Origin of the sequence: Pantoea pleuroti, from assembly GCF_014156615.1 — a bacterium.
GTDB lineage: Bacteria > Pseudomonadota > Gammaproteobacteria > Enterobacterales > Enterobacteriaceae > Pantoea > Pantoea agglomerans.
Map to the genome: position 1 here is coordinate 1 of NZ_SBFD01000012.1, position 22,281 is coordinate 22,281.

Annotated in this window: 18 protein-coding genes; 13 read left to right on the forward strand and 5 right to left on the reverse strand. The window is 46.2% G+C overall.

Annotated features, from left to right (window positions below; translation table 11 throughout):
- Together EPG66_RS20225 and EPG66_RS23205 are read right to left on the reverse strand one after the other, a co-directional pair.
- Window positions 1–2,895, reverse strand: a 2,895-nt coding sequence (locus EPG66_RS20225) for a S6 family peptidase (RefSeq protein WP_182687929.1), incomplete at its 3' end; no start/stop codon positions are given.
- A 697-nt stretch (window positions 2,896–3,592) separates the two neighbouring features.
- Complete coding sequence (locus EPG66_RS23205) at window positions 3,593–3,841, reverse strand: putative hemolysin (RefSeq protein ID WP_071941198.1); 249 nt, start codon at window positions 3,839–3,841, stop codon at window positions 3,593–3,595.
- 607 nt (window positions 3,842–4,448) lie between these two features.
- Here EPG66_RS23205 and EPG66_RS20235 point away from each other — a divergent pair.
- A complete protein-coding gene (locus EPG66_RS20235; RefSeq protein ID WP_182687931.1) occupies window positions 4,449–7,304 on the forward strand; it encodes an autotransporter outer membrane beta-barrel domain-containing protein in 2,856 nt (951 codons plus the stop codon).
- A gap of 55 nt (window positions 7,305–7,359) precedes the next feature.
- Window positions 7,360–7,665: a NirD/YgiW/YdeI family stress tolerance protein gene (locus tag EPG66_RS20240; protein ID WP_246379524.1), complete on the forward strand. Its 306-nt coding sequence runs from the start codon at window positions 7,360–7,362 to the stop codon at window positions 7,663–7,665.
- Between the two features lie 173 nt (window positions 7,666–7,838).
- On the opposite strand, the gene EPG66_RS20245 is transcribed toward EPG66_RS20240, so the two are convergent.
- The 3 genes from EPG66_RS20245 to EPG66_RS20255 all read right to left on the reverse strand — a co-directional run bounded on the left by EPG66_RS20245 (window position 7,839) and on the right by EPG66_RS20255 (window position 9,494).
- Window positions 7,839–8,117: a hypothetical protein gene (locus EPG66_RS20245; protein WP_133248919.1), complete on the reverse strand. Its 279-nt coding sequence runs from the start codon at window positions 8,115–8,117 to the stop codon at window positions 7,839–7,841.
- Between the two features lie 113 nt (window positions 8,118–8,230).
- Complete coding sequence (locus EPG66_RS20250; protein WP_343055322.1) at window positions 8,231–8,938, reverse strand: helix-turn-helix transcriptional regulator; 708 nt, start codon at window positions 8,936–8,938, stop codon at window positions 8,231–8,233.
- Window positions 8,904–9,494 carry a helix-turn-helix domain-containing protein gene (locus EPG66_RS20255; protein ID WP_031594259.1) on the reverse strand — a complete coding sequence of 197 codons (591 nt, stop codon included), beginning with the start codon at window positions 9,492–9,494 and terminating at the stop codon, window positions 8,904–8,906. Before EPG66_RS20255 ends, EPG66_RS20250 begins: the two co-directional genes overlap by 35 nt.
- 1,030 nt (window positions 9,495–10,524) lie before the next feature.
- On the opposite strand from EPG66_RS20255, the gene EPG66_RS20260 reads away from it, so the two are divergent.
- From EPG66_RS20260 to EPG66_RS20310, 11 genes are all read left to right on the forward strand, one after another.
- Window positions 10,525–10,842 (forward strand): hypothetical protein, encoded by a 318-nt coding sequence (locus tag EPG66_RS20260; protein ID WP_069027187.1) that lies wholly within the window; start codon window positions 10,525–10,527, stop codon window positions 10,840–10,842.
- Window positions 10,843–10,851: 9 nt separating this feature from the next.
- Window positions 10,852–11,079: a hypothetical protein gene (locus tag EPG66_RS20265; RefSeq protein WP_083070637.1), complete on the forward strand. Its 228-nt coding sequence runs from the start codon at window positions 10,852–10,854 to the stop codon at window positions 11,077–11,079.
- A 103-nt stretch (window positions 11,080–11,182) separates the two neighbouring features.
- Complete coding sequence (locus EPG66_RS20270) at window positions 11,183–11,713, forward strand: fimbrial protein (RefSeq protein ID WP_069027186.1); 531 nt, start codon at window positions 11,183–11,185, stop codon at window positions 11,711–11,713.
- Window positions 11,714–11,773: 60 nt separating this feature from the next.
- Window positions 11,774–12,511: a fimbrial biogenesis chaperone gene (locus EPG66_RS20275; protein ID WP_071941196.1), complete on the forward strand. Its 738-nt coding sequence runs from the start codon at window positions 11,774–11,776 to the stop codon at window positions 12,509–12,511.
- Between the two features lie 25 nt (window positions 12,512–12,536).
- Window positions 12,537–15,122 (forward strand): fimbria/pilus outer membrane usher protein, encoded by a 2,586-nt coding sequence (locus EPG66_RS20280; RefSeq protein WP_083070638.1) that lies wholly within the window; start codon window positions 12,537–12,539, stop codon window positions 15,120–15,122.
- Between the two features lie 12 nt (window positions 15,123–15,134).
- Window positions 15,135–16,205, forward strand: coding sequence for a fimbrial protein (locus tag EPG66_RS20285; RefSeq protein ID WP_182687933.1), 1,071 nt, complete (start codon window positions 15,135–15,137; stop codon window positions 16,203–16,205).
- 56 nt (window positions 16,206–16,261) lie between these two features.
- A complete protein-coding gene (locus tag EPG66_RS23105; RefSeq protein ID WP_069027182.1) occupies window positions 16,262–16,924 on the forward strand; it encodes a response regulator in 663 nt (220 codons plus the stop codon).
- 36 nt (window positions 16,925–16,960) lie between these two features.
- Window positions 16,961–18,283: a TolC family outer membrane protein gene (locus EPG66_RS20295; protein ID WP_182687935.1), complete on the forward strand. Its 1,323-nt coding sequence runs from the start codon at window positions 16,961–16,963 to the stop codon at window positions 18,281–18,283.
- Window positions 18,284–18,308: 25 nt separating this feature from the next.
- Window positions 18,309–19,568, forward strand: coding sequence for an HlyD family secretion protein (locus EPG66_RS20300; RefSeq protein ID WP_064703074.1), 1,260 nt, complete (start codon window positions 18,309–18,311; stop codon window positions 19,566–19,568).
- A 17-nt stretch (window positions 19,569–19,585) separates the two neighbouring features.
- Window positions 19,586–21,769 (forward strand): ABC transporter transmembrane domain-containing protein, encoded by a 2,184-nt coding sequence (locus EPG66_RS20305; protein WP_182687937.1) that lies wholly within the window; start codon window positions 19,586–19,588, stop codon window positions 21,767–21,769.
- Window positions 21,762–22,193, forward strand: coding sequence for a DcrB-related protein (locus EPG66_RS20310; RefSeq protein ID WP_064703076.1), 432 nt, complete (start codon window positions 21,762–21,764; stop codon window positions 22,191–22,193). Before EPG66_RS20305 ends, EPG66_RS20310 begins: the two co-directional genes overlap by 8 nt.
- Window positions 22,194–22,281: the final 88 nt, after the last annotated feature.

The following is a 22,281-nucleotide window of genomic DNA, read 5'->3' on the forward strand; positions in this document are numbered from 1 at the left end:
CACTTCCGGTGCGGGCGTCGGTTCTGGCTCAGGCGTCACTTCCGGCGCGGGTGTCGGTTCTGGCTCAGGCGTCACTTCCGGTGCGGGCGTTGGTTCTGGCTCAGGCGTCACTTCCGGCGCGGGCGTCGGTTCTGGTTCAGGCGTCACTTCCGGAGCGGGCGTTGGTTCTGGCTCAGGCGTCACTTCCGGTGCGGGTTCTGGTTCAGCCGATTTATTACTTTCGAGCACCCACAGCACGCGGTCGTTATCTTCTTTCACCTGATAATTTGGCGTGTAAACACTGAATCCGCTATAGCTGTCTGCAAAAGAGAAATAGCTGTGCGACGTGCCGACTGGTGCATCAACCATCACCAGATCCTGGGTTAGCGCAACCTGCTCTTCGCTGCTCACTAACAGGCTTACATCCAGCAGGTTATCGCCACCACGCACCGAGTTTTTTACAATCAGTTTGTCGCTCTCCAGCGTTGATGGTTTGACGCCTAACATCAGATTCAATCCGGTCGCATCCAGTGAATCAACGCTCAGCGTTTTAGCGCTCCAGCTGCCTGAAGGAACCATCGAAAGTGTTGATCCACGTTGCGCCAGTATTGAGGTGACATTACTGTTGCCAGTCATGGTCCAGTTCGCATTAGCATCCAGCGTCATCAGGCTGCTACCGGTAGAAGTCACCGCACCCTGATAATTAACCTTGCCCAGATAAAGTGAGGCGTTGTTTGCAAGCTGAACGTCCCCTTCCACTTCGCTGGCGGGTAACAGCGCGAGATCATCCGCGTTGCGCACCGGCTGACTGCAGGAAACATCATCAGAATAGATCGCAGAATAGCAGCGCCAGCTCTTCTCCCCTGCCTGAGTGCTGTCGTTATAGCCCAGAGAGAGGGTTGCAGATTCAGCGGCGACAATATTCGCTTTCACACCCGCGTATTCTCCCACCTGGAAATGCGCACCGGTGCCAACATTGATCTGATCGGCTTTGAACAGTGAGGTGTTCCAGTCGTCATCAACGACAACGCCACCTGCATGTGGAACTGGCTGCCCAGAAAGGACTACAGTACCGCTGGCAACATCCAGATTACCATTCAGATTCATACCACCGGTGAGTGCGGTAATAGCCGTGGCGTTGCGCGGCAAAATATTAACGTTCATGACGCCGTTCAGCGCATTCTCCAGCGTTTCACCCAGAAAACCGCGGAACACCTGAATGTTTAGCTGCGTCAGCCGATGATTAATGGCTTTATCGGCATCAGTACCCAGGTAAGTCCAGGTGGACGTCGAGGATTTATCCGTGGGGAAATACCAGTATGACGAGGTATTTAACTGAAAGTACTCGGTATCTTTCGTATAAGGGTTGTTATAGACATAGATTGAACCCGGAGTGCCTTTGGGATTGCTACCCTGGAAAGTATTAAAGGGAACGTCAGCGGCAGTGTAGCCTGTAATATTCAGCGTTGCCGCGGTATCACTGTGGTTGACCAGCGTAGCGCCACTGTCGGTATGATTAATTTTCCTGAAGCTGAGCGCATTGCCATTCAAATCTAATCGGCCACCACGATAGCCAAAGAAGATCTGGTCTGTACTCACCTGAGTGGCATCATTCAGTACTACGGTTGGCCGGCCACTCACTAAAGTGACTGAAGAAAACGCCTGTTTATTGCCTGAAGCATCAGCCTGCTGATCGAGGATAACCGTACCCTCTCCCACATTCAGTGAACCCGGGTTTTTGCCAGTTGCATTGATATGCAGTGTTCCCGCGCCGATTTTATGCATGGCATCGCTGGCCAATCCATTAACCTGCCACAGGACTTCTTTATCTGCGTCAACTTCGATGCCGCCACCTGCCCAGGTCGCATTCACACCCTCGGCTGAAGCCACGGTATAGTTGTTAGAAAACTGAAGTTTGCCTGCGCCCATATTGATAGGTGCATTCAGCGTGATTAGTCCGCCAGCCCCGTTAAAACTGAGATCTTTGGTGGCATCAAGTTCTGCATTAGTGGCTGTAGAGGGTGCGACTGAGGCGTAAGCCGAACCCAGACCAGCCCATGACCAGGAGGAGCCGTACTGCGTGATTGCACTATCGTCCCAGAAAATCGTGCCGTTGCCTGCCATATCAACGACGTCAGCTGAAGTATTGGCAGCCTGCACCGAAGCAATGAAATCACCCGGGATATAGCCTGCAATTGCACGTTTTTTGTAAAGACCGCTGTCCTGGTCGTAACCAACATGAACCGCGACGAGTTTCCATTGCTGCTCAATGTCATCCCAGGCAAATACCGGGCTGCCGCTATCTCCGGCGTTAGCACCGATTGAAAGAGGCGTGGTATTAGCATCATCAGGACCCAAATTGTAATAACGCAGATAGGTATTATAAGATATGTCTTGTACGTTAGTTGCGCTGATAGTACCGCCAGTCTTCCAGTCATAAGCACCCGTCAGCCGGACACGCTCAGTCTGGTCATCATTGATTTGCTCCTGCGTACCGGTACCTACTCGGGTATACCATGAATAGCGGGATTTATAATTAGCGATAAAGTCTGATTTGGTCACGTAATTGTAAGGCGAAGCCTCAGTAACCACCTTATTTAACCGCGGCGCATGGAAATCTTGTGTGCTGAGTTCGTTACGATTGATAAGATTGTAGGTTGTGGCATATTGAGCACCATTGCCAAATGCCACCGTTTTATAACCGGAGTTGTGTTTTACACTGACAATATACGAAGGTGAGATAAGCGTTGCGTAGCCCATAGAAGATACGCCGCCAAAATCAGGCATGGGAAAATCAAGATAGTCAGATTGCGATCCATCTTTTCTATAAACTGGGGCATTGATTCTACCCACATTATAACTACCCAGATTTTCTGCAAAATCGCGATAATCCTGAACATCAATGTCGTTAAGCATGATGCCCGCATAAGATTTGGTGCAAATAAAGAAGGTGCAACATAGCGCTGCGCTTCCAAAATATTTCAATGGATTGCCCTCATGATACTTTTATTATTTAAGAAAATACCTTAATTAATTAAATAGTATCATTATGACAATCGGTAACAGAATCTGATTTTTTTATATAAATTGACTCAGATCAAAAAAAGGAGGGAGGTTAGCGCAAAAACCGTGATAACTATATGTATTATAAGATAATAAAAAACCATTGCCAAAATGGATTGAACATTTATTATTTAAAGAACCTCAAAAGCAAAATCAGGTTTATTGCCAAATGAGATCAAAATAAATTGGCAAGCACACACATTGATAAAAAATAACTTATTAATTCGGATTGAAAATCTTTTCGTACATCTTGCATTTGCATTTACTTAAACACACCTGTGATTGCTCTTATTAAATAACAGTCAAAATCATTCATGCGATTAAACAATTTAAGATCTGCTGATAAGAAATAGCAAGGCTAAGCCTTATTTTCCGGGGCAGGAATGAGGCCACAAAGCCGAGGGCGTACAGAAAAAAGACTGTAATAAAAGAATGAGGTTTTTATCAGTACCCGGACGGGATTGGACGAAAAAAGTGATAGTTAACAATGACCTTCAATTTCATAGACTTCACTCACATCCCGCCTGCTGGCTGGCGAATCGCAAGAAGATTATTTCGTGTGATCGCGATGAAACAATGCCCACTGCTCAATCTTTTCTCCGGATGGTAACAGGCAATAGAGTGTATTTCCGTTCGATGATGCCTCCTCTACCTGCTGTCCGCCACGCTGAGCACACCATTCGCTTGCGGGATTACGCATTGTAAGGCGCGGTGATTCAGCACTATGGGGCGTGCAGGCACTCATTTGCAGAGTAGCCAGCATCAGGGAACAGACCGTTATTCGGTTTACTATTTTCATTTAACCCTCTCTCAACATTAACTTCAGGTCGGTGAGACTACGTTTCTCATGTTCACCAGGCTATGACTCAGCGCGCAATAACGATCATTGTCTTAATTAATGGGCTCTTAACCACACGTTTGTCAGAAAAGCTTTTAGGCCAGTTCACTTCTGAAACCGGGCTGTGTATCTGAGCGTGCAATAATGATAGCAATAACTCGCTAAACTCTCTCTGAACAAGCCGTATTGCTTCTGATAATCTGATAACTTCCGGACAGAAGAGAATAAATAACTCTCAAATGAGAATGACTGTAATAATAAATAACAAACCCTCCCGAGTTACAGCTAACTCATAAGCTTAATTTTCAATGAAAATTCCCGCAGAATGCCGCATACCTTTTAACCTATAGCCAAAAGATACACACTTTCACTCTCTTTACACAATTCACTTCCACGCTGCATAATCCTGCCACCTTTAGTAAACATGCTGTTATTAATGGATTTAATAAACAATACACTTAATTCGTATCGGGCTAAGACAAATTATGAAGTGAGAGGTAGCAAGCCTATTTAGCGCTATTCATAGGCTATTAGCCCTTTAATAAAACCTTAAGGAAGAGTTACTGATATGAATAAAAATCCTGATAGAAATAAACGCGTAAAAGCGATGATGCTGGCTGGCGGAATGGGTATGTTGCCGCTGGTCAGTTCTGCTGCTGTTGTCGGAAGCCAGAGAGGGGGAGATGTTACTCTGGCTGATGGCACTACATTGATCGCCGATCAGTCAACTGGCGATGGTTATTATGGGATCCTGGTAACAGGTGCAACTGCCGCTGAAATCACTGCCGGTACAGGCAGTACGGTTACCGTGAAAGATGCTGAGCACTATGCTAAAGGCATTTTCATCCAGTCTGCGGGCAGTCACTTTACTGCTGATAAATTAGTGCTCAATGCTTCAGGGATAACCGCAGTCGCTTTTGAGTTGAGCGGAAAACAGGTTTCTGCCAATTTAGGATCGGGCAGCTCTGTCACATCGATTGCGTCAGGTATTGCTTACGCAGAAGGGGTGGTTGTGAGCAATCAGTCCTCACTGCAGGCCGACGCATTACAAATCAGTACTCAGGGCACCAACGGTATAGCATTGCGTGTCAGCGGTTACGGCTCGAACGTTGATTTAGGCAATGGCAGCAATATACAGACCAATGGTATCAACAGTCATGCTGTGCAGGTGGATACGCTGACCGGTGATTCCGGTAATGGCGACGCAACGCTAAAAGCAGATGCGCTGACCATTAATACGCTTGGCAGAGCTTCTCAGGGCATCAACATTCAGGATAACGGCTCAGTTGATCTGGGCAGCAATTCAACCATTATCACCACCGGTGACATTTCTGCAGGCATCTGGAGCTGGGGTAAACTGGTCGCCGATCATCTGACTATCAGTACCTCCGGCGCGACGTCACCCGGCATTTCAGCCCGGGAAAATAGCCTGATCAATATCGGCGCAGGTAGCGTAATCTCTTCAGCACAGACGGGCGGTATTGTTGCGATGGATGATAACGTCACCGTCAACTTTTCAGGCACTGAAGAGGAACGCAACACTATTCAGTCAGTAGGCTATGGTGCATCCGCCCAGTCGGCAGGTGCAGTCATCAACCTGGCAAACACAGATGTTGTGATTAAAAACTCAAACATAGTTGGCAGGGGCCTCTGGTCTCTGCAGGGCGGCATGATCAATGGCGAAGGAATCAGCGTTACAGGCCCTGATACAGCAGCAGGTGCTTTAGCCTGGGATGGTGGCCAGATCAGCCTGACAGGCGATCTCTCTATCAAAATGGATTCTCCGGCTGGCGTAGCCATCGCCACCCTTTACAGCGCAGGTTTTGCGCCGGGCGTTATCACTTCCGAAGGTAAAGCGGAGATCACCGGCAGTGTCATGTCGATGGGCGGACTAATTGATCTTAACTTAGCGCCGGGTTCACTCTGGTCCGGTAGCGCCGCCAGCGATAATGTAAATGGCGGCCATTTAAACGTTAGCCTTACCGACAGCACATGGAACGTTGGTCAAACTTCTAATCTCGATAACCTGACATTAAATAACTCACTGGTAGACCTTTCTGCCGCCACCGACAATACAACCTACTCCACTCTCACCATCGCAAACCTCAGTGGTAGTGGTAACTTTTCCCTGCGTACCAGTCTGGCTGGCGATGGCGAAGGTGTGAACAACATTGGTGACAAGATTGTAGTGACGGGAAGCAGCGCAGGTAATTACGGTCTGAACATTCTGAACCGTGGCAGTGCCGTCACCACAGGTAATGAAGTACTGACCGTTGTTGAAACTGCCGATGGCATTGCGACTTTCAGGGGCAACACCGACGTTGAACTGGGCGGCTATGTTTATTCGGTCAATAAGCAGGGCAACAACTGGGTGCTCTCATCGCCGAAAGCACCTGAAACGCCCCCGGCGGATGAACAGTCCGTAACACCTGCGGATAGTGACGCTCTCCAGCCTGCTTCAACTGAGGATGCCGGGATACCTATCCCCTCAGCAGAACAAAGTAATAATTCAACCATCACCAGCACCGCGAATGCCGGCGCTAACTTTCTCAATGTCGGCTATCTGATGAATTATGCCGAAATGCAGACGCTGATGCAGCGTATGGGAGATGTGCGTCAGGGGAAAACGGCCGGAAATGTATGGCTGCGTGGGATGGATGGCCGATTCAGCGGTTTTGCCAATGGTAAGCTGAGTCACTTCAGCATGAACTACACAGGCTATCAGTTTGGGGTAGATAAACGTCTGTCAGATGAGATGCCGATCTATCTGGGCTTGTTCATGGGTGCAACAGAAGGCTCACCTCATTATCGGGCTGGCGAGGGCACCACCAAATCTGAACATTTTGGTATTTACGGCACATGGTTGAATGACGCCGGCTTCTATATGGACGGTGTAGTGAAATTCAACCGTCAGAGGAATCAGTTTGATGTCAGCGATACACAGAATAACCGCATATCCGGCAATGGTGTCTCATCGGGTCTGAGTGGGTCACTCGAAGCAGGGAAAAAATTCAGCTTCTCTGACGATCTCACGGGTTTTTATCTGGAACCGCAGCTTCAACTGACCGCAGGTCATCAGGATGGATCCTCTGTACGGGCGTCAAATGGCCTCAATATTACTCTCTCAAGTTATAAATCGATGATGGGACGAGCAAGTGTACTGGCAGGTTATGAAGTCAATCAGAGCAATTACAAACTCAACACTTATCTCAAAAAAGGTGTTTTACGCGAGTTTGAAGGTAACGCTGCGTATGCTCTGAATGGCTCAGATGAGCGTCTCTCGTTTAAAGGCAATGGCTGGAATAACGGTGTCGGTGTCAGCGCGCAAATCAGCAGCCATACCCTTTTTATCGAGGCCGATATGGTTGATGGAAATCGCTTCAACCAGCGCCAGGTGAACGCCGGCTACCGCTTTAGTTTTTAAAAAATAAACGCAGTAAAAGATGCGTGTTAAAGGAGACGAGAATGAAGAAAATATTATGGATGATACTGACCTTGCTCAGCCCGGCTCGGCGTATGCTCGTCAGGAGGTCACCGTTGCAGAGGCGAAAACGATGCACGACGATCGACAGGTTACGCTCACAGGGACTATCAGTGGCAGGGCCGATGATGATCACTACTGGTTAAAAGATTCGACTGGCCGTATTCGTGTCGATATAGATGATGACGACGATGATGATGACGATCGTTATCTGATTGGCAAAAAGGTCCGGGTTACCGGTGAAATCGACCGCGATGATGGCTATAGCGAAATCAATGTAGATCGAATTTTTATCCTGAAATAATCCTCTACAAAAACACAAAAAGCCAGCGATGACGCTGGCTTTTAAGTTCATCAGCCTATCAGACGGTTCATGTAACTTCGGGCAACTCACCGACGAAAAGATAAGTGGCATACAACTTCGCACTCCGGTACTGGCGATGGCTGATACAACAAGTGACTTTTAATACTGCCACTTCAGATGCTGAAAAGAAGCCCGGTTGATAATTCCCGATTATGTCGGGCTTGTTCCTGCTGACTTTCGTGCGAAGAGTTGAGTGCTGGCACAGACTGAGAGAGATTACGGCTATCCACGCCTGACTGAAACGTATCCGGAAGATGAAGTACGGGTGCAGCAACGACATAGTTACTGTAAATATAAACAGATAGCAGAATAATCATACCTAACATGATTGCTGTCACCATTTTAAAAGTAATGGCCAAAGATTTATCTTTGTTTAGTGGCTCTTTCTTCACAAAAACCTCTTTACACCCTGAACACGAAAGGCAGTCTGTGCATCACAGGGAAGCAGTTCATCAGAAATGACTAATAACTTCAGAAACCACTCCAATATGGACTGAGTAAATAGCTAAAATTTTGCAGATTCAATAACGCCTTTATAAAGTTCCAGCAGGGTGACATCATTAATGAAAGCGTTAAACTGCTTATCACCACTTAGCGAAAACTTCTTCATCACATTATACTTATGTGCGTAGATCGTTTTGGCCGAAAGATTCAGACGTTTAGCTGTCTGCCCCACGCTGTACCCTTTCTTTAAAAAGCTTAGCACCTGCAGCTGGACAACCGTGATACGCGCAAAATAACAATGTGAGCAATCCGAGGGTACAAATCCTTTGACGCTTTCCTGATTTTCCAGCCAGAAATGGACGATTTTTTCAGAAATAATACGGACAGAATCGCTGCGCGAGATAGTAATTAAAGAACGATAGCAGAGAGGCAGTTGTTCCGTAACGATGTCTGCAACCTCATCAACAAACACTATTAAAATGCTACCGGGCTTCCGTTCCCGGTAGACAGGTTGACACATATAAAGGCGCCACTGTGCAACACTGATTAGTATGAAATCCGCCTGATATAAATTTTGTGCGTCATAAGCGGGTAAAAATTCTACTGGCGTGTCACATAACAGTGCTTGCTCAATAATTTTTGAGATGCCCAGCCGAAAGAAGTAGTTTTCATTTGTACAAATGACTTTAAAATCCATTTTTCCCTTAAGCATCTCAAAGTTTAGACAAAAATCATCAGGTAAACTTGCCATTAACCAGGGTAAGTTCACCTTTCTCTTTTAATTCTTTCAGCACTCTGCAAATGGAGCTTTTTGAAAGATGAGAACTGTTTTCAATCAGATAAAGTGCCGAAAATCTCTTCTTAAGGTGCGGTGGCAGTTTCCCCCAGCGGCCAATCAACGAAATCACTTCATCATATGAGTTATTTTTAGGTAGCTGAATGTAGTTCATCAGGTCAGAGTACTGGCCAGATAGAATGGACATGGCATCATTGAAAAGGTCTTTCTCAAACACCAGGCGCCAGAACACATCATAATCAATGAAACTGACCTTTCCATAATCAATTCTTTCCAGATAGACAGGTGGTTCATCGAGTGCCGGAGTGACACCGACAACAAAAGGCGCCGATAAGATATTTAATACCTTATTTTCGCTCTTTAATTTGAGTAAGAAATCACCATCAAGAATGAACATAACCCGGCGCACATTATCTTTAGTGAGATGATAACGACGCTTGCCTCGCGAAATCTCATCTGGATTAGCAACCTGGGTATACCCGGCTAGCGCATCGATGATCCGCTCATGATTTTCAGTCACTCTATACATAATAATTAACTCAATCTAACTAACACAAGGTTAGTGATTAGTAGAAAAATTAGCAAAAATCCGTTTGTTATAGTCTCTTTTTTTCGCCTGGTGTATTGATGATCTTTGACTCTCCCCCAAATATGAGCCATAGAAAGGTTGCTACTGGTTTCACTATAGTAAAACCATACCGATAAAATTCAACACCATAAACGCGCAAAAAGGAAGAGCATCACGCCACTATTCGACGTCACAACCAGATATTTCACCGCTCAAAAGCCAATTAATCAGTATATCAAACTAACAAGTAGAGACTTACTGATAGTGTTATAACTTTTTTCTTAAAAAAGGAATCAATCATAATCATATGAACATTGATGTTATAACCCCGCTATATTAAGTACACAAAAAGGCGCTACAAGTTTAAATATGCGGCATAATTGATAAACCTTTAATCATTATGGAACCATTGTTAATTCCTCTCTAAAAATAAAAAAACATGACAGCATTTGATGGCATAAATTAAACCACAGCACTCCCAAAACAGATATTTAAATAACAAAACCCTTTATATATAGATTTATATGCTGATTTTTATGTTTAATGCAGACATAAAACCTAAAAAAATACATCCATTTCATTCCTGCAACTTTCACTTTAGATTGCATATGAGGACCGATTTCTCATTCTCGGGTCTTTTAACCAGACTGCACTCCGTCCCGCTGAAGCTTTTTCAACACAGAATGCGTACCTTTCTCATCATTTTAAAAAACTGGTAACACTAAAAATTAAATAAACTCATCAATAGCCGAGCAAAATATAACGATACGAATGCATTCACGCTGACATTCTAAATTACGATGAATGTAAACGCATTGTAAATGAAACAGGCCTTAAGTTATTAAGGCCAATAGCACGTAATATTAATTATGGATATTTTACTATTTTATTTTTTATGGTCTCCGAATCTAATAGCGCCGTTCGCTTGAGGCGGCATTTTAAAAAATTCAATACTGAACAATTGAATAACTGATTAATATTGGAGATGTAAATGAGAGAGTTAACACCTGTTGAAATGCAAAATGTTTCAGGCGCAGGTTTTTTTGATTTTATTGGTTCAGTCGTTGTAGGGGCCGCTGCCGGCATCACAGCATTTGGTGTGAAATGGGCAATGAGCGGCGGTAGTGCCGGAGGCGTACTAGGCGTCGGCTTGGTTTCAGGAGCAGGTGGACTGGTTATCGGTGCTGTCGTCGGATTGGTAGATGGTGCGCTTTATGGTGCGATGAATGGCTGGGATACAACTGCGGGTTGGTTCAACGAAATTGTAGAAAATACTTTTGATCCGACTGCACCTGTAATTACAGCTTAAGGAAATAATATGCGCGAATTAAATAACAAAGAGATCGAAGGGGTTAGCGGTGGCTCACTCACATCTTTAATTCTGGATTTTTTCAAGGGGTTAGGAACCAGCTCAACTTCAACAGAGAAAACGGAATGGGTTCGCCCGGAATCAATTCCAGCAGCAAACCCAATCAGCGGTACCGCTTTTGGCATGGGCATCGTAGGGATTGTCGCCGCCGTAGCGTTCGGCATGTTGATCGTCTGATTTTCAGATAAGGGTATAACTCTTATCTGAAAAATGAACGACTGCAATAAAATGCACAGTTCATCATTTAAAAACTTTAATTATTTTATACAAAGGAAAGTATATGAAAAAGGTATCTATGGTTGCTATGGGTCTGCTGCTGGCTACAGCTCAGGTTAGTGCAGTAGAGGCTTCAGATGGCACAATTAACTTCACCGGCACCATTGCATCTCAGACCTGTACTGTCAGCGTTAACGGCGCGGGCAGCACAGCAACCGTAACCCTGCCAAAAGTTGCAGCAGGCGTGCTGAACACTGCAGGCGCCGTAGCAGGTAACACCCGCTTCACTCTGGCGCTGAGCGATTGCTCTGCAACAACCGGTGATGTCTACGCTTACTTTGAGCAGGGTGCGGGTGTGAACGCCAACGGTCGTCTGACCAACACCGGTACTGCAACAGGAGTTGATCTGCAGCTGCTGGACAACAATAACAAAGCTATCAATGCGGGCAGCAGCGAGCAGTCTACCGCTCCTGCAACTGTGGCTCTGACAGCGGGTGCAGGTACTCTGTCTTACTCTGCTGAGTACTACGCAACTGCCGCTGCAGTAGCGGGTACTGTTGCATCAACAGTAAATTATTCAATCAATTACCTGTAATTGATTAGGGTGAGGGCTACGCCCTCACCACTCTTCCTCTTCATCATTTCTGTTAATATCATGAAAAAAAAAAGTTTTAACTTTCTAATCTCTTGTCTGCTTACCTATGCAATGACCACGTCTGCATTTGCCAGCGTAACCATCATCGGTACGCGGGTAATCTACCCAGCTTCTGAGAAAGAAGTTACCGTTCGGCTGGATAATCGGGGCGATCAGCCCGCGCTTGTTCAGGCATGGATTGATAACGGAAATCCTAATGAAGCCGTAGATAAAATAAATGTTCCCTTCGTTTTATTACCGCCGGTTTTCCGGATGGAGGCTAATAAAGGGCAAACGTTACGTATTGTCTTCACTGGCGCGAATCTGCCTGCCAACAAAGAATCTATTTTCTGGCTTAATGTGCTGGATATACCACCTCGCGACAAAAGTCTGGCCAACCAGAATCAACTGCAAATGGCGATCCGAAGTCGTATCAAGCTTTTTTATCGTCCGGCTCAGTTCGATCACGCGCAGGCCAATCAAGCTGCGTCAGGTCTTGTGTGGCGTCATGGCTCAAAATCTAACTCTCTGTCTGCAACTAACAATTCGTCTTTTTACGTTAACGTTTCACAAATTAATGCAGAAGACAATGCGGGTCATAAATTAGTCAGTGAAAAAGGGGAGATGCTGGCACCAGGCGAAACAAAAGAATTTTCGCTGAAAGGCATGAGTAATAATCAAATAAAAACGACATTTAATTATCAGTATCTGGATGATTTTGGCGCCGCACGTAAGGTTGAAAGTAAAATAATCCAGTAGATTTTGGTCTTTAACCAGGGGAATTATGATGGCAAGGACGGTCTCTTTAAATAAAAAAACTGGCAGAATTTTTTATCGCTCTTTTATGGCTCTGTTTCTGACCGCAGCCACTCAAACCGCGTTTGCTGAAAAAGCTTATGATTTTGATGAATCGTTTGTGAAAAATTTGCCAGGGGTAAAAGTTGATGTTGCCCGCTATGCAACAGGTAATCCCATTGATCCCGGCATCTATACGCTGGATATCTTTTTAAATGGCCGTCAGATTAGCCGTGAAAATGTTCAGGTTGTTCGTGAGGGAGCAGGTACTAAGGCCTGTCTTTCCTACGATCTGGTAAAAAGTCTCTCCATTAAAGACACCGTTTTCAGTTCTCAACAAGCTGAAGAGTTACGCTCGGGTAATCAATGTATCGCCCTTGAAGATGTGGTTAAGGAAAGCCATGCCGCCATTAACTCTGCTGATATGCAGATGGATATCTCAATTCCACAGATTTATCTGCTGCGCTCAGCACGTGGCTATGTCGCCCCCGAATTCTGGGATAAAGGTGAAACAGCATTTACGCTCAACTATGACACTAACTATTACCGCTCTGTTAACGACGGGCGTGAATATGACTCTTTTTATGGCAGAGCGCTGGCAGGCTTCAACCTTGGCGGCTGGATGTTTCGCCATGAGGGCTCACTGAGCTGGCGACGACAGCAGGGTGATGAGTCTCATCATTACAATGCTATCAACACCTATGTTCAGCGTGATATTCCGCAACTGAAGTCACGCTTACTGCTAGGTGAAGGAAATACCAGTGGCGAACTGTTCGATACCCTTTCGTTCCGCGGTGCACAGATATCAACTGTCGATCAAATGTGGCCTGATTCACAACGAGGTTACGCGCCTGAAATTCGTGGTGTTGCCCGTACCAGTGCTCAGGTAACCGTATCGCAAAACGGTAGTAAAATTTATGAGACAACAGTATCGCCAGGTCCCTTCAATATTACCGACCTCTATCCTACAGGTTACGGTGGTGATTTAGATGTTACTGTAAAAGAAGCTGACGGCAGTGAAACACGTTTTTCAGTGCCATACGCCGCCATGACGAGGCTGAAGCGTCCTGGTATGACGTTCTACTCTGTGACGGGCGGTGTATCGCGTAAAGACAATATGGCCTACACGCCCTCCGTATATCAGGGCACCATTCAGCATGGCTTTACCAATAGTCTGACCGGCTATACCGGTATCCTGGGATCAGATAACTACATCTCAGCCCTGTTGGGGGGAGCATTTGGTTTACCCATTGGCGCTATCTCACTCGATATCACCGGTGCTCAGACAAAATATGGCGATGAGAAAAAGCAGGGTGTGAGCTATCGCGCAACGTACAGTAAAAAAGTTACGCAGACTGACACAAACTTCACCCTCGCAGCGTACCGATTTTCATCATCAGGCTATTACAGCTATGACAATGCATTGCAAATTAATAACTACTATAAAAAGAACAAAAATGACGGAATAAATTATCTTTCCCGTCCTAAACAACGTTTTTCAATGACTGCCAGCCAAAATTTTGGAGAGTCATATGGGAATATCTATCTTACTGGTTTCATTCAAAATTACTGGAACAGCACCGGTACAAACACCCAATTTCAGTTAGGTTATAATAATAGAATTGGTCGCGTATCCTATACATTATCAGCAAACCGATTATTATATTCAACCGGTGGGCATGACACGCAGCTTTCACTCGACTTCTCAATACCACTTGGTAGCGAAAGTAAAAATTATGTAACCGGAAGTGCCACGCATAATAAAGAGGGGGTGACCGCGCAAACTGCGGTTAATGGTGTCCTGGGTGAGAATGATCAATACAGTTATAACGTAGGTGCTTCTCGCGATATCGATAATAAAAAATCAGGTTCCGTCAGTGGACAATATCGTTCGCCTTACAGCATGCTGACAGCGTCATATACCAAGGGAGAGAATTATTACTCAGCTTCCGGAGGTGCAAGCGGCGCTGTTGTTGCTTTGCCTGATGGCATTAACTTTAGTGCTTATCAGTCGACAACATATGCTGTCGTAACAGCAGCTGATGCCGAAGGTGCCCGGGTGCTTGGTTATCCAAATATCGTGTTAAACGGAAGCGGCAGAGCGGTAGTTCCTAATCTTAATCCATACAGGATAAATGAGCTGGCGATCGATCCAAAAGGCATCCCCCTTGATGTTGAGCTGGAATCAACCCAACAACGCGTTATACCTGTTGAAGGTGCTGTTGTCAGACTGGATTATAAAACCAGTAAAGGCAAACCACTCTTGATACGGGCAAACCAGCCTGATGGAAATGCTTTGCCATTTGGCGCGTCAGTTAATGATGAAAATGGCAATCTTGTTACTACTGTTTCACAGGGCGGTCAGATTTACGTCAGGCTGAATAAAGATGTCAGCCGTCTGCATGTTTCATGGGGAAAAGCAGAAAATGATAATTGTCTGGTTAATCTTGAGTCGGGTGTAGTTCAGTCCAGTGACAATCAGACGCTGGCGAGACTGACGACAACATGCAGCAATGATCAAATGCAGCCGGTACGTTACGCTTCTAATAACGAAAATAAAGATAACCAGGGTTAATGAGGTGACATCATGCTCTTAATTTCAGGAAAGGAAATATTGCGCCTCATTGGCTCAGTATCATTAACATTCAGTCTGATGCTGATGGCTATTTTTAACGTTAATGCCGCAGGCTCATCAACCGATGTGACATTAACGTGTAAAATGACCTCTACCCGGTCATTGGTCGACATAAAGTCATTAGGCATCAATATTTCAGCAGCCGTACCGGTAGGTACGATCGTTTATAGTGGCACAGCCACGGCTAACTTTAAATGTGCGCTGGATAATTTGCAGCAGTACGTAGATGGATTGATCGGCGAAGTCTATTTTAAACGCAAGGCTATTGAAGCGGATGCTCTTGGCTATGGATTGACGTTATATACTGGCTATGGCGGGGAGATGGGTACCGAAGTGGCAAATATTCCAACAGGTATAATGATCAGCACATATGCTTTAACCAGCGGCGGAACTGTGGGCGCTTATACGGATGTTTCTCTGAGCGTGCCTTATCAGATCGTCAAAACATCTAACTCTATGACACCGTCATCTTACCTTAAAAGTTATGTAAACCCATTTGATGTCGGCTCGTTAGTCACAGGGAAGGATGAGACATTTAACTTTACCAATATTAAAACAGGTATCACCGTAAAAGATCAGACCTGCTCAGTGGCAGGAGATGTTAATCAGAATGTACCACTGGGTAGTTATACCACGAACCCTACTAGTGGCTTAGGAGCAGGCATAGGCCAGACCAGTGCGGCCACAGCATTTAACATCCAGTTTAACTGTGAGGCCTTACTCTCAGGCACATTTGACGTGATGATGCAGTTCGATGGAGACGCGCCCAGCGGGCTCTCCGATGTGGGTGTGGTGGCGCTTAACTCCGCCTCAACGGCCAGTGGTGCCAGTGGTGTCGGCGTGCAAATCCTTAATGGAAACCAACAGCCGATAGCACTCGCTACACCCTTTAACATTGCGAGTTATCCGCTCTCTTCTGCCTTAATTTCGGTGCCACTTTATGCACGTTATTATCAGACGGCTGCAAAAATAAATCCTGGTACGGCAAATGCCGTCGCAACGTACACGCTTAGTTACCAGTAGTCAGCAGGGCTCTGCGGAGCCCCGCTTCAGATTTTATCTACAGAAAAGGATCATCTGTGAATATATCCCAGGGAAAAAGGAGGCTTAGCATTGGTATTTCTGATGAAAGTCCATTTATTCTTTATTCCGTCCAGACCATACTTATAAAAGAGTTCTCAAATCTGAACATCAATGCTTACCCGGTTGAAGCAGAAGGTTTACTGTCAATAATCAGGGAGGAGATGCCAGATATATTGATCACAGATTTTTGCTTTACCTTTGAACGTAACGATTCAAATGGCGTGAAAAAACTCGAACAGATACACAAGCAAAATCCGAATTTAAAAATTATTATCTTCACTGCACAGAAAAGTCAGGCTATTTTGAAAAGTATATTACAAGTCCCGGTCAATGCTATCGTACATAAACGCGATGACATTCGTGATTTGGTCAGGGCATTCAATTGGGTTTGCTCATCTAATTCAGGAATATACTACTCAGAACAGATGAAAAACTTAGTGCTATCTGCACCAGCAGATACGGCACAAACACTGCTATCCCCCTCAGAAATAGAAGTTATCCGGTTGTTCGCCATTGGCTATAGCTTAATGGAGATAGCCAGAGTGCGTAAACGCAGCATAAGCACGGTTGCAACACAAAAATATAATGCTATGCGTAAGCTTCAGCTTCAATCTAATACAGATTTGATTAAGTATGTTTTTGCACAGGAACTTGTTTAACCACTTAGTATTTATTTTTTATATACAGCGAAAATCATGAAACCCCATAATTTTAATATTGCACTACTGGCACTAATTTGTGCTCCATTTTGCACATCTGCAACCAGCCTGGAGCAAGCTGCTCAGGCCGCATTAATCTATGACTCAGCATTACAATCCAGTCAGATGACCAGTGCAGCAGATAAACAGAAATATTGGCAAGGCATGGCCGGAATGCTGCCAACATTAACACTTGAAGGAAACTGGGATCGTCAGGAGCAACCTGATAAAAAATATCAGAGTGGGGTAACGAACCATAGTTATGATGTTAGCGTCAGGCAACCTCTGTTTGATATGAGTAAATATGCCGGATGGCGTAAAGGTGTTGCTATTGCAAATACAGCTGAGGCGCAGGCAAAGCAGGCTGAAGAAAAATTATTAAACGCTATAAGTAACGCTTATTTTACTGTGCTTTATCAGCAGGAAGTTTTGCAGGCGGCAAAAGCCGCCAGCCATAATTTTAAACAGCAACAGCAGAAGCTTCAGACCGGATTAGTCAATGGCCAGAATACCCGCACGGAGCTGGATGAAGCAAAAGCTAATTACGCTCTGGCACAGGCTAAAGAAATAGAGGCAGGCAATCAGTTGTTGCTGGCAGGCGAAGCATTTCGTCGTTTATCCGGTATCAGCCCTGACACCGTTGAACCAGTGAATTTCCAGTGCCTTAAAGCTTCGCCTTATTCTTCACTCACCGATGCGATTAATGCCAGCCAGCAACGCAACACGGAGATTAAGATTGCTCTGTTTCAGAATGATCAGGCAGACGCAGATGTTCTGGCGGCTGATGGCGCGCATATGCCGGTCGTCTCACTCTATGCCCGATACGGCAAAAACTGGAGCCGTAACGACAATGACGACAATATCCTTTATGACGCAATTTTCGGGACGAACTCGAAGAGTAATAACCTGCAGTATGGCGTAAACGTTTCTGTCCCGTTATTTGCTGGTGGCAGTCAGGTTTCACAATCTTTTGAAGCGGCCTATCGTCGTCAGGCGGCAAAGTATTCCACGATGGAAGCTCAACGCAAAGCGGCAACCGATACGCGCTCGGCCTGGCTTAGCCTGACCAATGGTAAAGCCTTAATCAGTGCTCAAAAGAACGCTGTCGACTCAGCACGTGAAAAAGTTGTGTCGGTCCAGTATGGCCGTGAAATGGGCTTCCGCACCGTTAATGATGAACTTGATGCCCAGCAGAAATATTACACCGCGCTCAAAGACCAGGCTGAAGCCCGCTTGAGTTACCTCAACGCCTTAATCAATCTGGCGCAAAGTACCGGCTCGTTATCACTCGACATGCTGAAATTTTTTCAGTGCCGTTAATCCCTTAATCATGATGAATCTATAAATGGAACAGTCACTTTTTCGCCAGGAGGCGCTTGATGCCGCTAACCGGGGTAACCTGGGCATCGTGGCACTTTATTGTCCGCCCTATCGCTGGCTTGTTATTTCTGTGGTGATTTTTATTACTGCCGTCACAGCCCTCTTTTTCATTTTTGGCAGCTATACGAAATATGAATCCTCTACCGGCGAACTGCTGCCTGAAAAGGGCATGTTGATTGTCCCTCCTCCGGTGAGCGCAACAGTCGTGGATATCCCGGTTAAAGAGGGACAGCTGGTCAAAAAAGATGACGTTCTCATGGTGTTGTCATCGGAAGTCTCAACACAAATGGGACAGACGCGTCAGGTCATCGCCGAAAATCTGGTGGGTCAGCGTGAACGACTTCAGCAGGATCTGCAGACGCTGGCCAAATTGCATGATGTCGAAATGAAAGGATTATCCGACACCATCGCCAGTCTGAAACTCCAGCAGGAACAGCTGAGACTACAGCTGACACACCGTCGCAAACAGGTGGCGTTAGCGAAACTGCAACTGGATAAACTCAACGCTATGCACCAGGAGGGGTACGCCTCAAGCCGTCAACTGGAAGAGCAGGAATCCAATCTGCTCGACAGCCAGGCACGCTATCAGGAGTACCAGCGTCAACTGCTGGATACGTCGCAAAAAATTGTTCAGGCAGAGCAGCAACTGCATGAAAAGCCACTGGATGATGAGAAAAAACGCAACGATATCGAACGTCAACTGGCAGATAACCGTCAGTCAATGGCAGAGAACGAAGCACGCCGATCCATTGAGCTTCGCGCACCAAAAAGCGGCTATGTAGGCATGATCATGGTTAAAAATGGTCAGATGCTGAATGCCGGCCAGTCGGCAATCGCGATTTTGCCCAACAATACCGATCTTGTTGCCCGCATCATGGTGAACACGCAATCCATCGGCTTTATCCAGCCGGGTCAGCGTGTCGTGCTGCGCTACAAAGCCTTCCCTTACCAAAAATTTGGTCAGCAATATGGCAAGGTGATCGAGGTCTCGCGAACCGCCCTCTCTCCTCAGGAAGTCACCACCTTAACCGGTAAAAACAATGTTCAGGAACAGCAGTACCGGGTACTGGTCTCTCTGGATAAACAAACCATTACTGCTTATTCGCAGAATGAAAAACTGAAGCCAGGTATGGCGCTGGATGCCGACTTTATTGTCGACAAACGTCGTCTCTATGAATGGGTACTGGAGCCGATTTTCGCGCTGGGACACAAAATTTCTCTCTGATTTAGAAGGTCTGTTCTGTGTTGTTATTAGAGAAACTCAATTTTAAATGGTTTAACCGCTTACCAATGATTCGACAGTCGCAGGCAGCGGAGTGCGGGCTGGCTTGTCTTGGCATGGTAGCTAACTATCACGGCCACGAGATCGACATGATCACGTTGCGTCGCCAGTTCGCCACATCACTCAAAGGCGCCACACTGGCTGATGTCATCGCGATGGCACAACAACTCAACATGACTTCCCGCGCACTGCGTGTGGAAATGGAAGAGCTGTCTAAACTGCGCATGCCCTGCATTCTGCACTGGGAACTGAACCATTTTGTGGTATTGAAGAAAGTCCGCGGCAATAGGATCACCGTTCACGATCCCGCGCGTGGCATTCGCGAACTTACATTTAAAGAAGCGTCGAGTGCCTTCACCGGTGTCGCACTGGAACTGGTTCCCTCTTCTACCTTTGAAGTGAAAGAAGAGAAAGAAAGCATCTCTATGATGAAGCTGGTGGGCAGCGTGACCGGGGTTAAGTCTGCCTTTGCTCAGGTGCTCATCCTCTCAATCGCTCTGGAATTTTTCGGCGTCCTCGGCCCCTTCTTTATGCAGTGGGTTATGGATATGGTGCTGGTTTCTGCTGACTATTCTTTGCTGTCGTTGCTCGGTGTGGGCTTTATCATGATCGCGCTGTTTCAGACAATTGTCACAGCCCTGCGCTCATGGGTAATGAGCTGGTTCTCCAGCCAGCTTAGTGTGCAGTGGACCATAAACGTCTGCCATCACATGTTAAAACTGCCGCTGGAATGGTTCGAATCACGCCATGTCGGTGACATTCTCTCTCGTTACGGTTCGCTTAATACTATTCAGAGCACGCTGACTTCCCGCTTCATCAGCACCGTGCTGGATGGAGTTATGTCAATCGTCACAGTAGTGATGCTTTTCATCTACAACGCGCAACTGGCATGGCTGGTCATTGGTCTTTTTCTCGCCTATGCACTATTGCGCTTCATGGCCTACGATCCGGTTCGCCGCGCCAATGAGGAACAAATCATCAGCTCGGCACGCACCCAGTCTTCTCTGCTTGAGACGCTGCGCGGGATCCAGGCGGTCAAAACGAATAATAAACAGGTGCCGCGACTCTCGGCTTACATGAACTTTCTGGTAGACACCACCAATAAAGGTATTGTGATACAGAAGCTCAATATCCTGTTTGGTTCGGCTCAGGGATTACTAACCTCAGTGGGCCGGGTGGTTCTGGTCTGGCTGGCTGCGCTGCAGGTACTGGATGGCAACTTCTCTGCCGGTATGCTGACCGCCTTTATCAGCTTTTCCGATCAATTTATGAGTCGGGGTGCCGGCTTGATCAACGCTATTATCGATTTCCGTATGCTGCGAATGCATGGCGAACGTCTGGCCGATATTGTGCTATCAGAAACAGAAGCCAGCTCTGAGGCCAATCCAGGCCTGGTGAGTAAAGCAACTGACCAGGAGACAGAAGCCCCGCAGGATATCAAACTGATCGATATTCGTTTTCGCTATGCGCCGACGGAACCCTGGGTGGTTGATGGTGCGAATCTGGAGATCAAAGCGGGTGAGAGCCTCGCAATTGTAGGGCCATCCGGCCAGGGAAAAACCACGATGGCCAAAATCATTCTTGGCCTGTTGCACCCGGAAGGTGGCACGATCACTGTGGGCGGTATGGATATCACCCAGACCGGGCTTGAACACCATCGTAATCGGATCGGCTGCGTTATGCAGGATGATATTCTCTTTTCAGGCTCAATCAGCGAGAACATCTGCTTCTTTGATAACGAACCCGACCACGCAAAAATTACCCGCGTGGCCCGCCTGGCTCAGATTCATGGCGATATCATGAAAATGCCGATGAATTATCAAAGCCTGGTAGGCGATATGGGATCGTTTTTATCGGGTGGTCAGTTGCAACGTATTCTGCTGGCACGCGCACTGTATCGTGAACCTCAAATTCTGGTTCTGGATGAGGCCACCAGTCATCTTGATATCTACAACGAAGCGCAGATCAACAACGCCATTAAGCAGATGAAGATCACCCGAATCATCATTGCACATCGTCCGGAAACTATCCGAAGCGCCGATAAAATCGTCCTGTTAAATAACGGCACACTCAGCGAAGTCACGGCAGAGCAGTTATTTGGCCAGGCAGCAACCCACAATGACACGGAGATTACCCATGGATAAGACTATTTGCCGCTTCACTGAAGGCATGATTACTTTGCCGCAAGGTTACTGCGAGCGAACGCTGAATACGCTGGCAGGCACGCGATCTACTCTGCCGCCAATCACCATCTCTCGCGATAAGTTAGGCGACCATAATAATCCGGAAGAGTATATTCTTAGCCAGCTCGCTATTCTGCAAAAGCAGATGAAAGACTGGCAACAGGAAGTCCATCAGCCAGTGGTGCTGGGTAATAATCTCACTACAGGCATCATGATTACCTATGATTTCCTTCGGCCAGATAATCTTCGTCTTTACCAGAAACAAGCGGTATTCACACTTAACATGGACGACCTATTGATTTTCTCTCTGTCGAAGGCGAGTCCCATTAGCGCTGCAGATCTTCAGATTTTCTCAGATACCCTGGAAAGCTTCCGTACTGCGTAACAGACACGCTGTCTGCAATGCGCATTTAAAAGCAAACCGGAAGAGCATTTGCTCTTCCGGTTTATATTTCAGCTGAAAGTCTCTTCAT

Bases quoted from the DNA above. Each gene is read 5' to 3' on its own strand.
- EPG66_RS20280 (WP_083070638.1), top strand. From the start codon at position 12,537: ATGATGGCAAGGACGGTCTCTTTAAATAAAAAAACTGGCAGAATTTTT.
- EPG66_RS20265 (WP_083070637.1), top strand. From the start codon at position 10,852: ATGCGCGAATTAAATAACAAAGAGATCGAAGGGGTTAGCGGTGGCTCA.
- EPG66_RS20285 (WP_182687933.1), top strand. From the start codon at position 15,135: ATGCTCTTAATTTCAGGAAAGGAAATATTGCGCCTCATTGGCTCAGTA.
- EPG66_RS20240 (WP_246379524.1), top strand. From the start codon at position 7,360: ATGGATGATACTGACCTTGCTCAGCCCGGCTCGGCGTATGCTCGTCAG.
- EPG66_RS20275 (WP_071941196.1), top strand. From the start codon at position 11,774: ATGAAAAAAAAAAGTTTTAACTTTCTAATCTCTTGTCTGCTTACCTAT.
- EPG66_RS20260 (WP_069027187.1), top strand. From the start codon at position 10,525: ATGAGAGAGTTAACACCTGTTGAAATGCAAAATGTTTCAGGCGCAGGT.
- EPG66_RS20300 (WP_064703074.1), top strand. From the start codon at position 18,309: ATGGAACAGTCACTTTTTCGCCAGGAGGCGCTTGATGCCGCTAACCGG.
- EPG66_RS23205 (WP_071941198.1), bottom strand. From the start codon at position 3,841: ATGAAAATAGTAAACCGAATAACGGTCTGTTCCCTGATGCTGGCTACT.
- EPG66_RS20235 (WP_182687931.1), top strand. From the start codon at position 4,449: ATGAATAAAAATCCTGATAGAAATAAACGCGTAAAAGCGATGATGCTG.
- EPG66_RS20295 (WP_182687935.1), top strand. From the start codon at position 16,961: ATGAAACCCCATAATTTTAATATTGCACTACTGGCACTAATTTGTGCT.
- EPG66_RS20255 (WP_031594259.1), bottom strand. From the start codon at position 9,494: ATGTATAGAGTGACTGAAAATCATGAGCGGATCATCGATGCGCTAGCC.
- EPG66_RS20310 (WP_064703076.1), top strand. From the start codon at position 21,762: ATGGATAAGACTATTTGCCGCTTCACTGAAGGCATGATTACTTTGCCG.
- EPG66_RS20270 (WP_069027186.1), top strand. From the start codon at position 11,183: ATGAAAAAGGTATCTATGGTTGCTATGGGTCTGCTGCTGGCTACAGCT.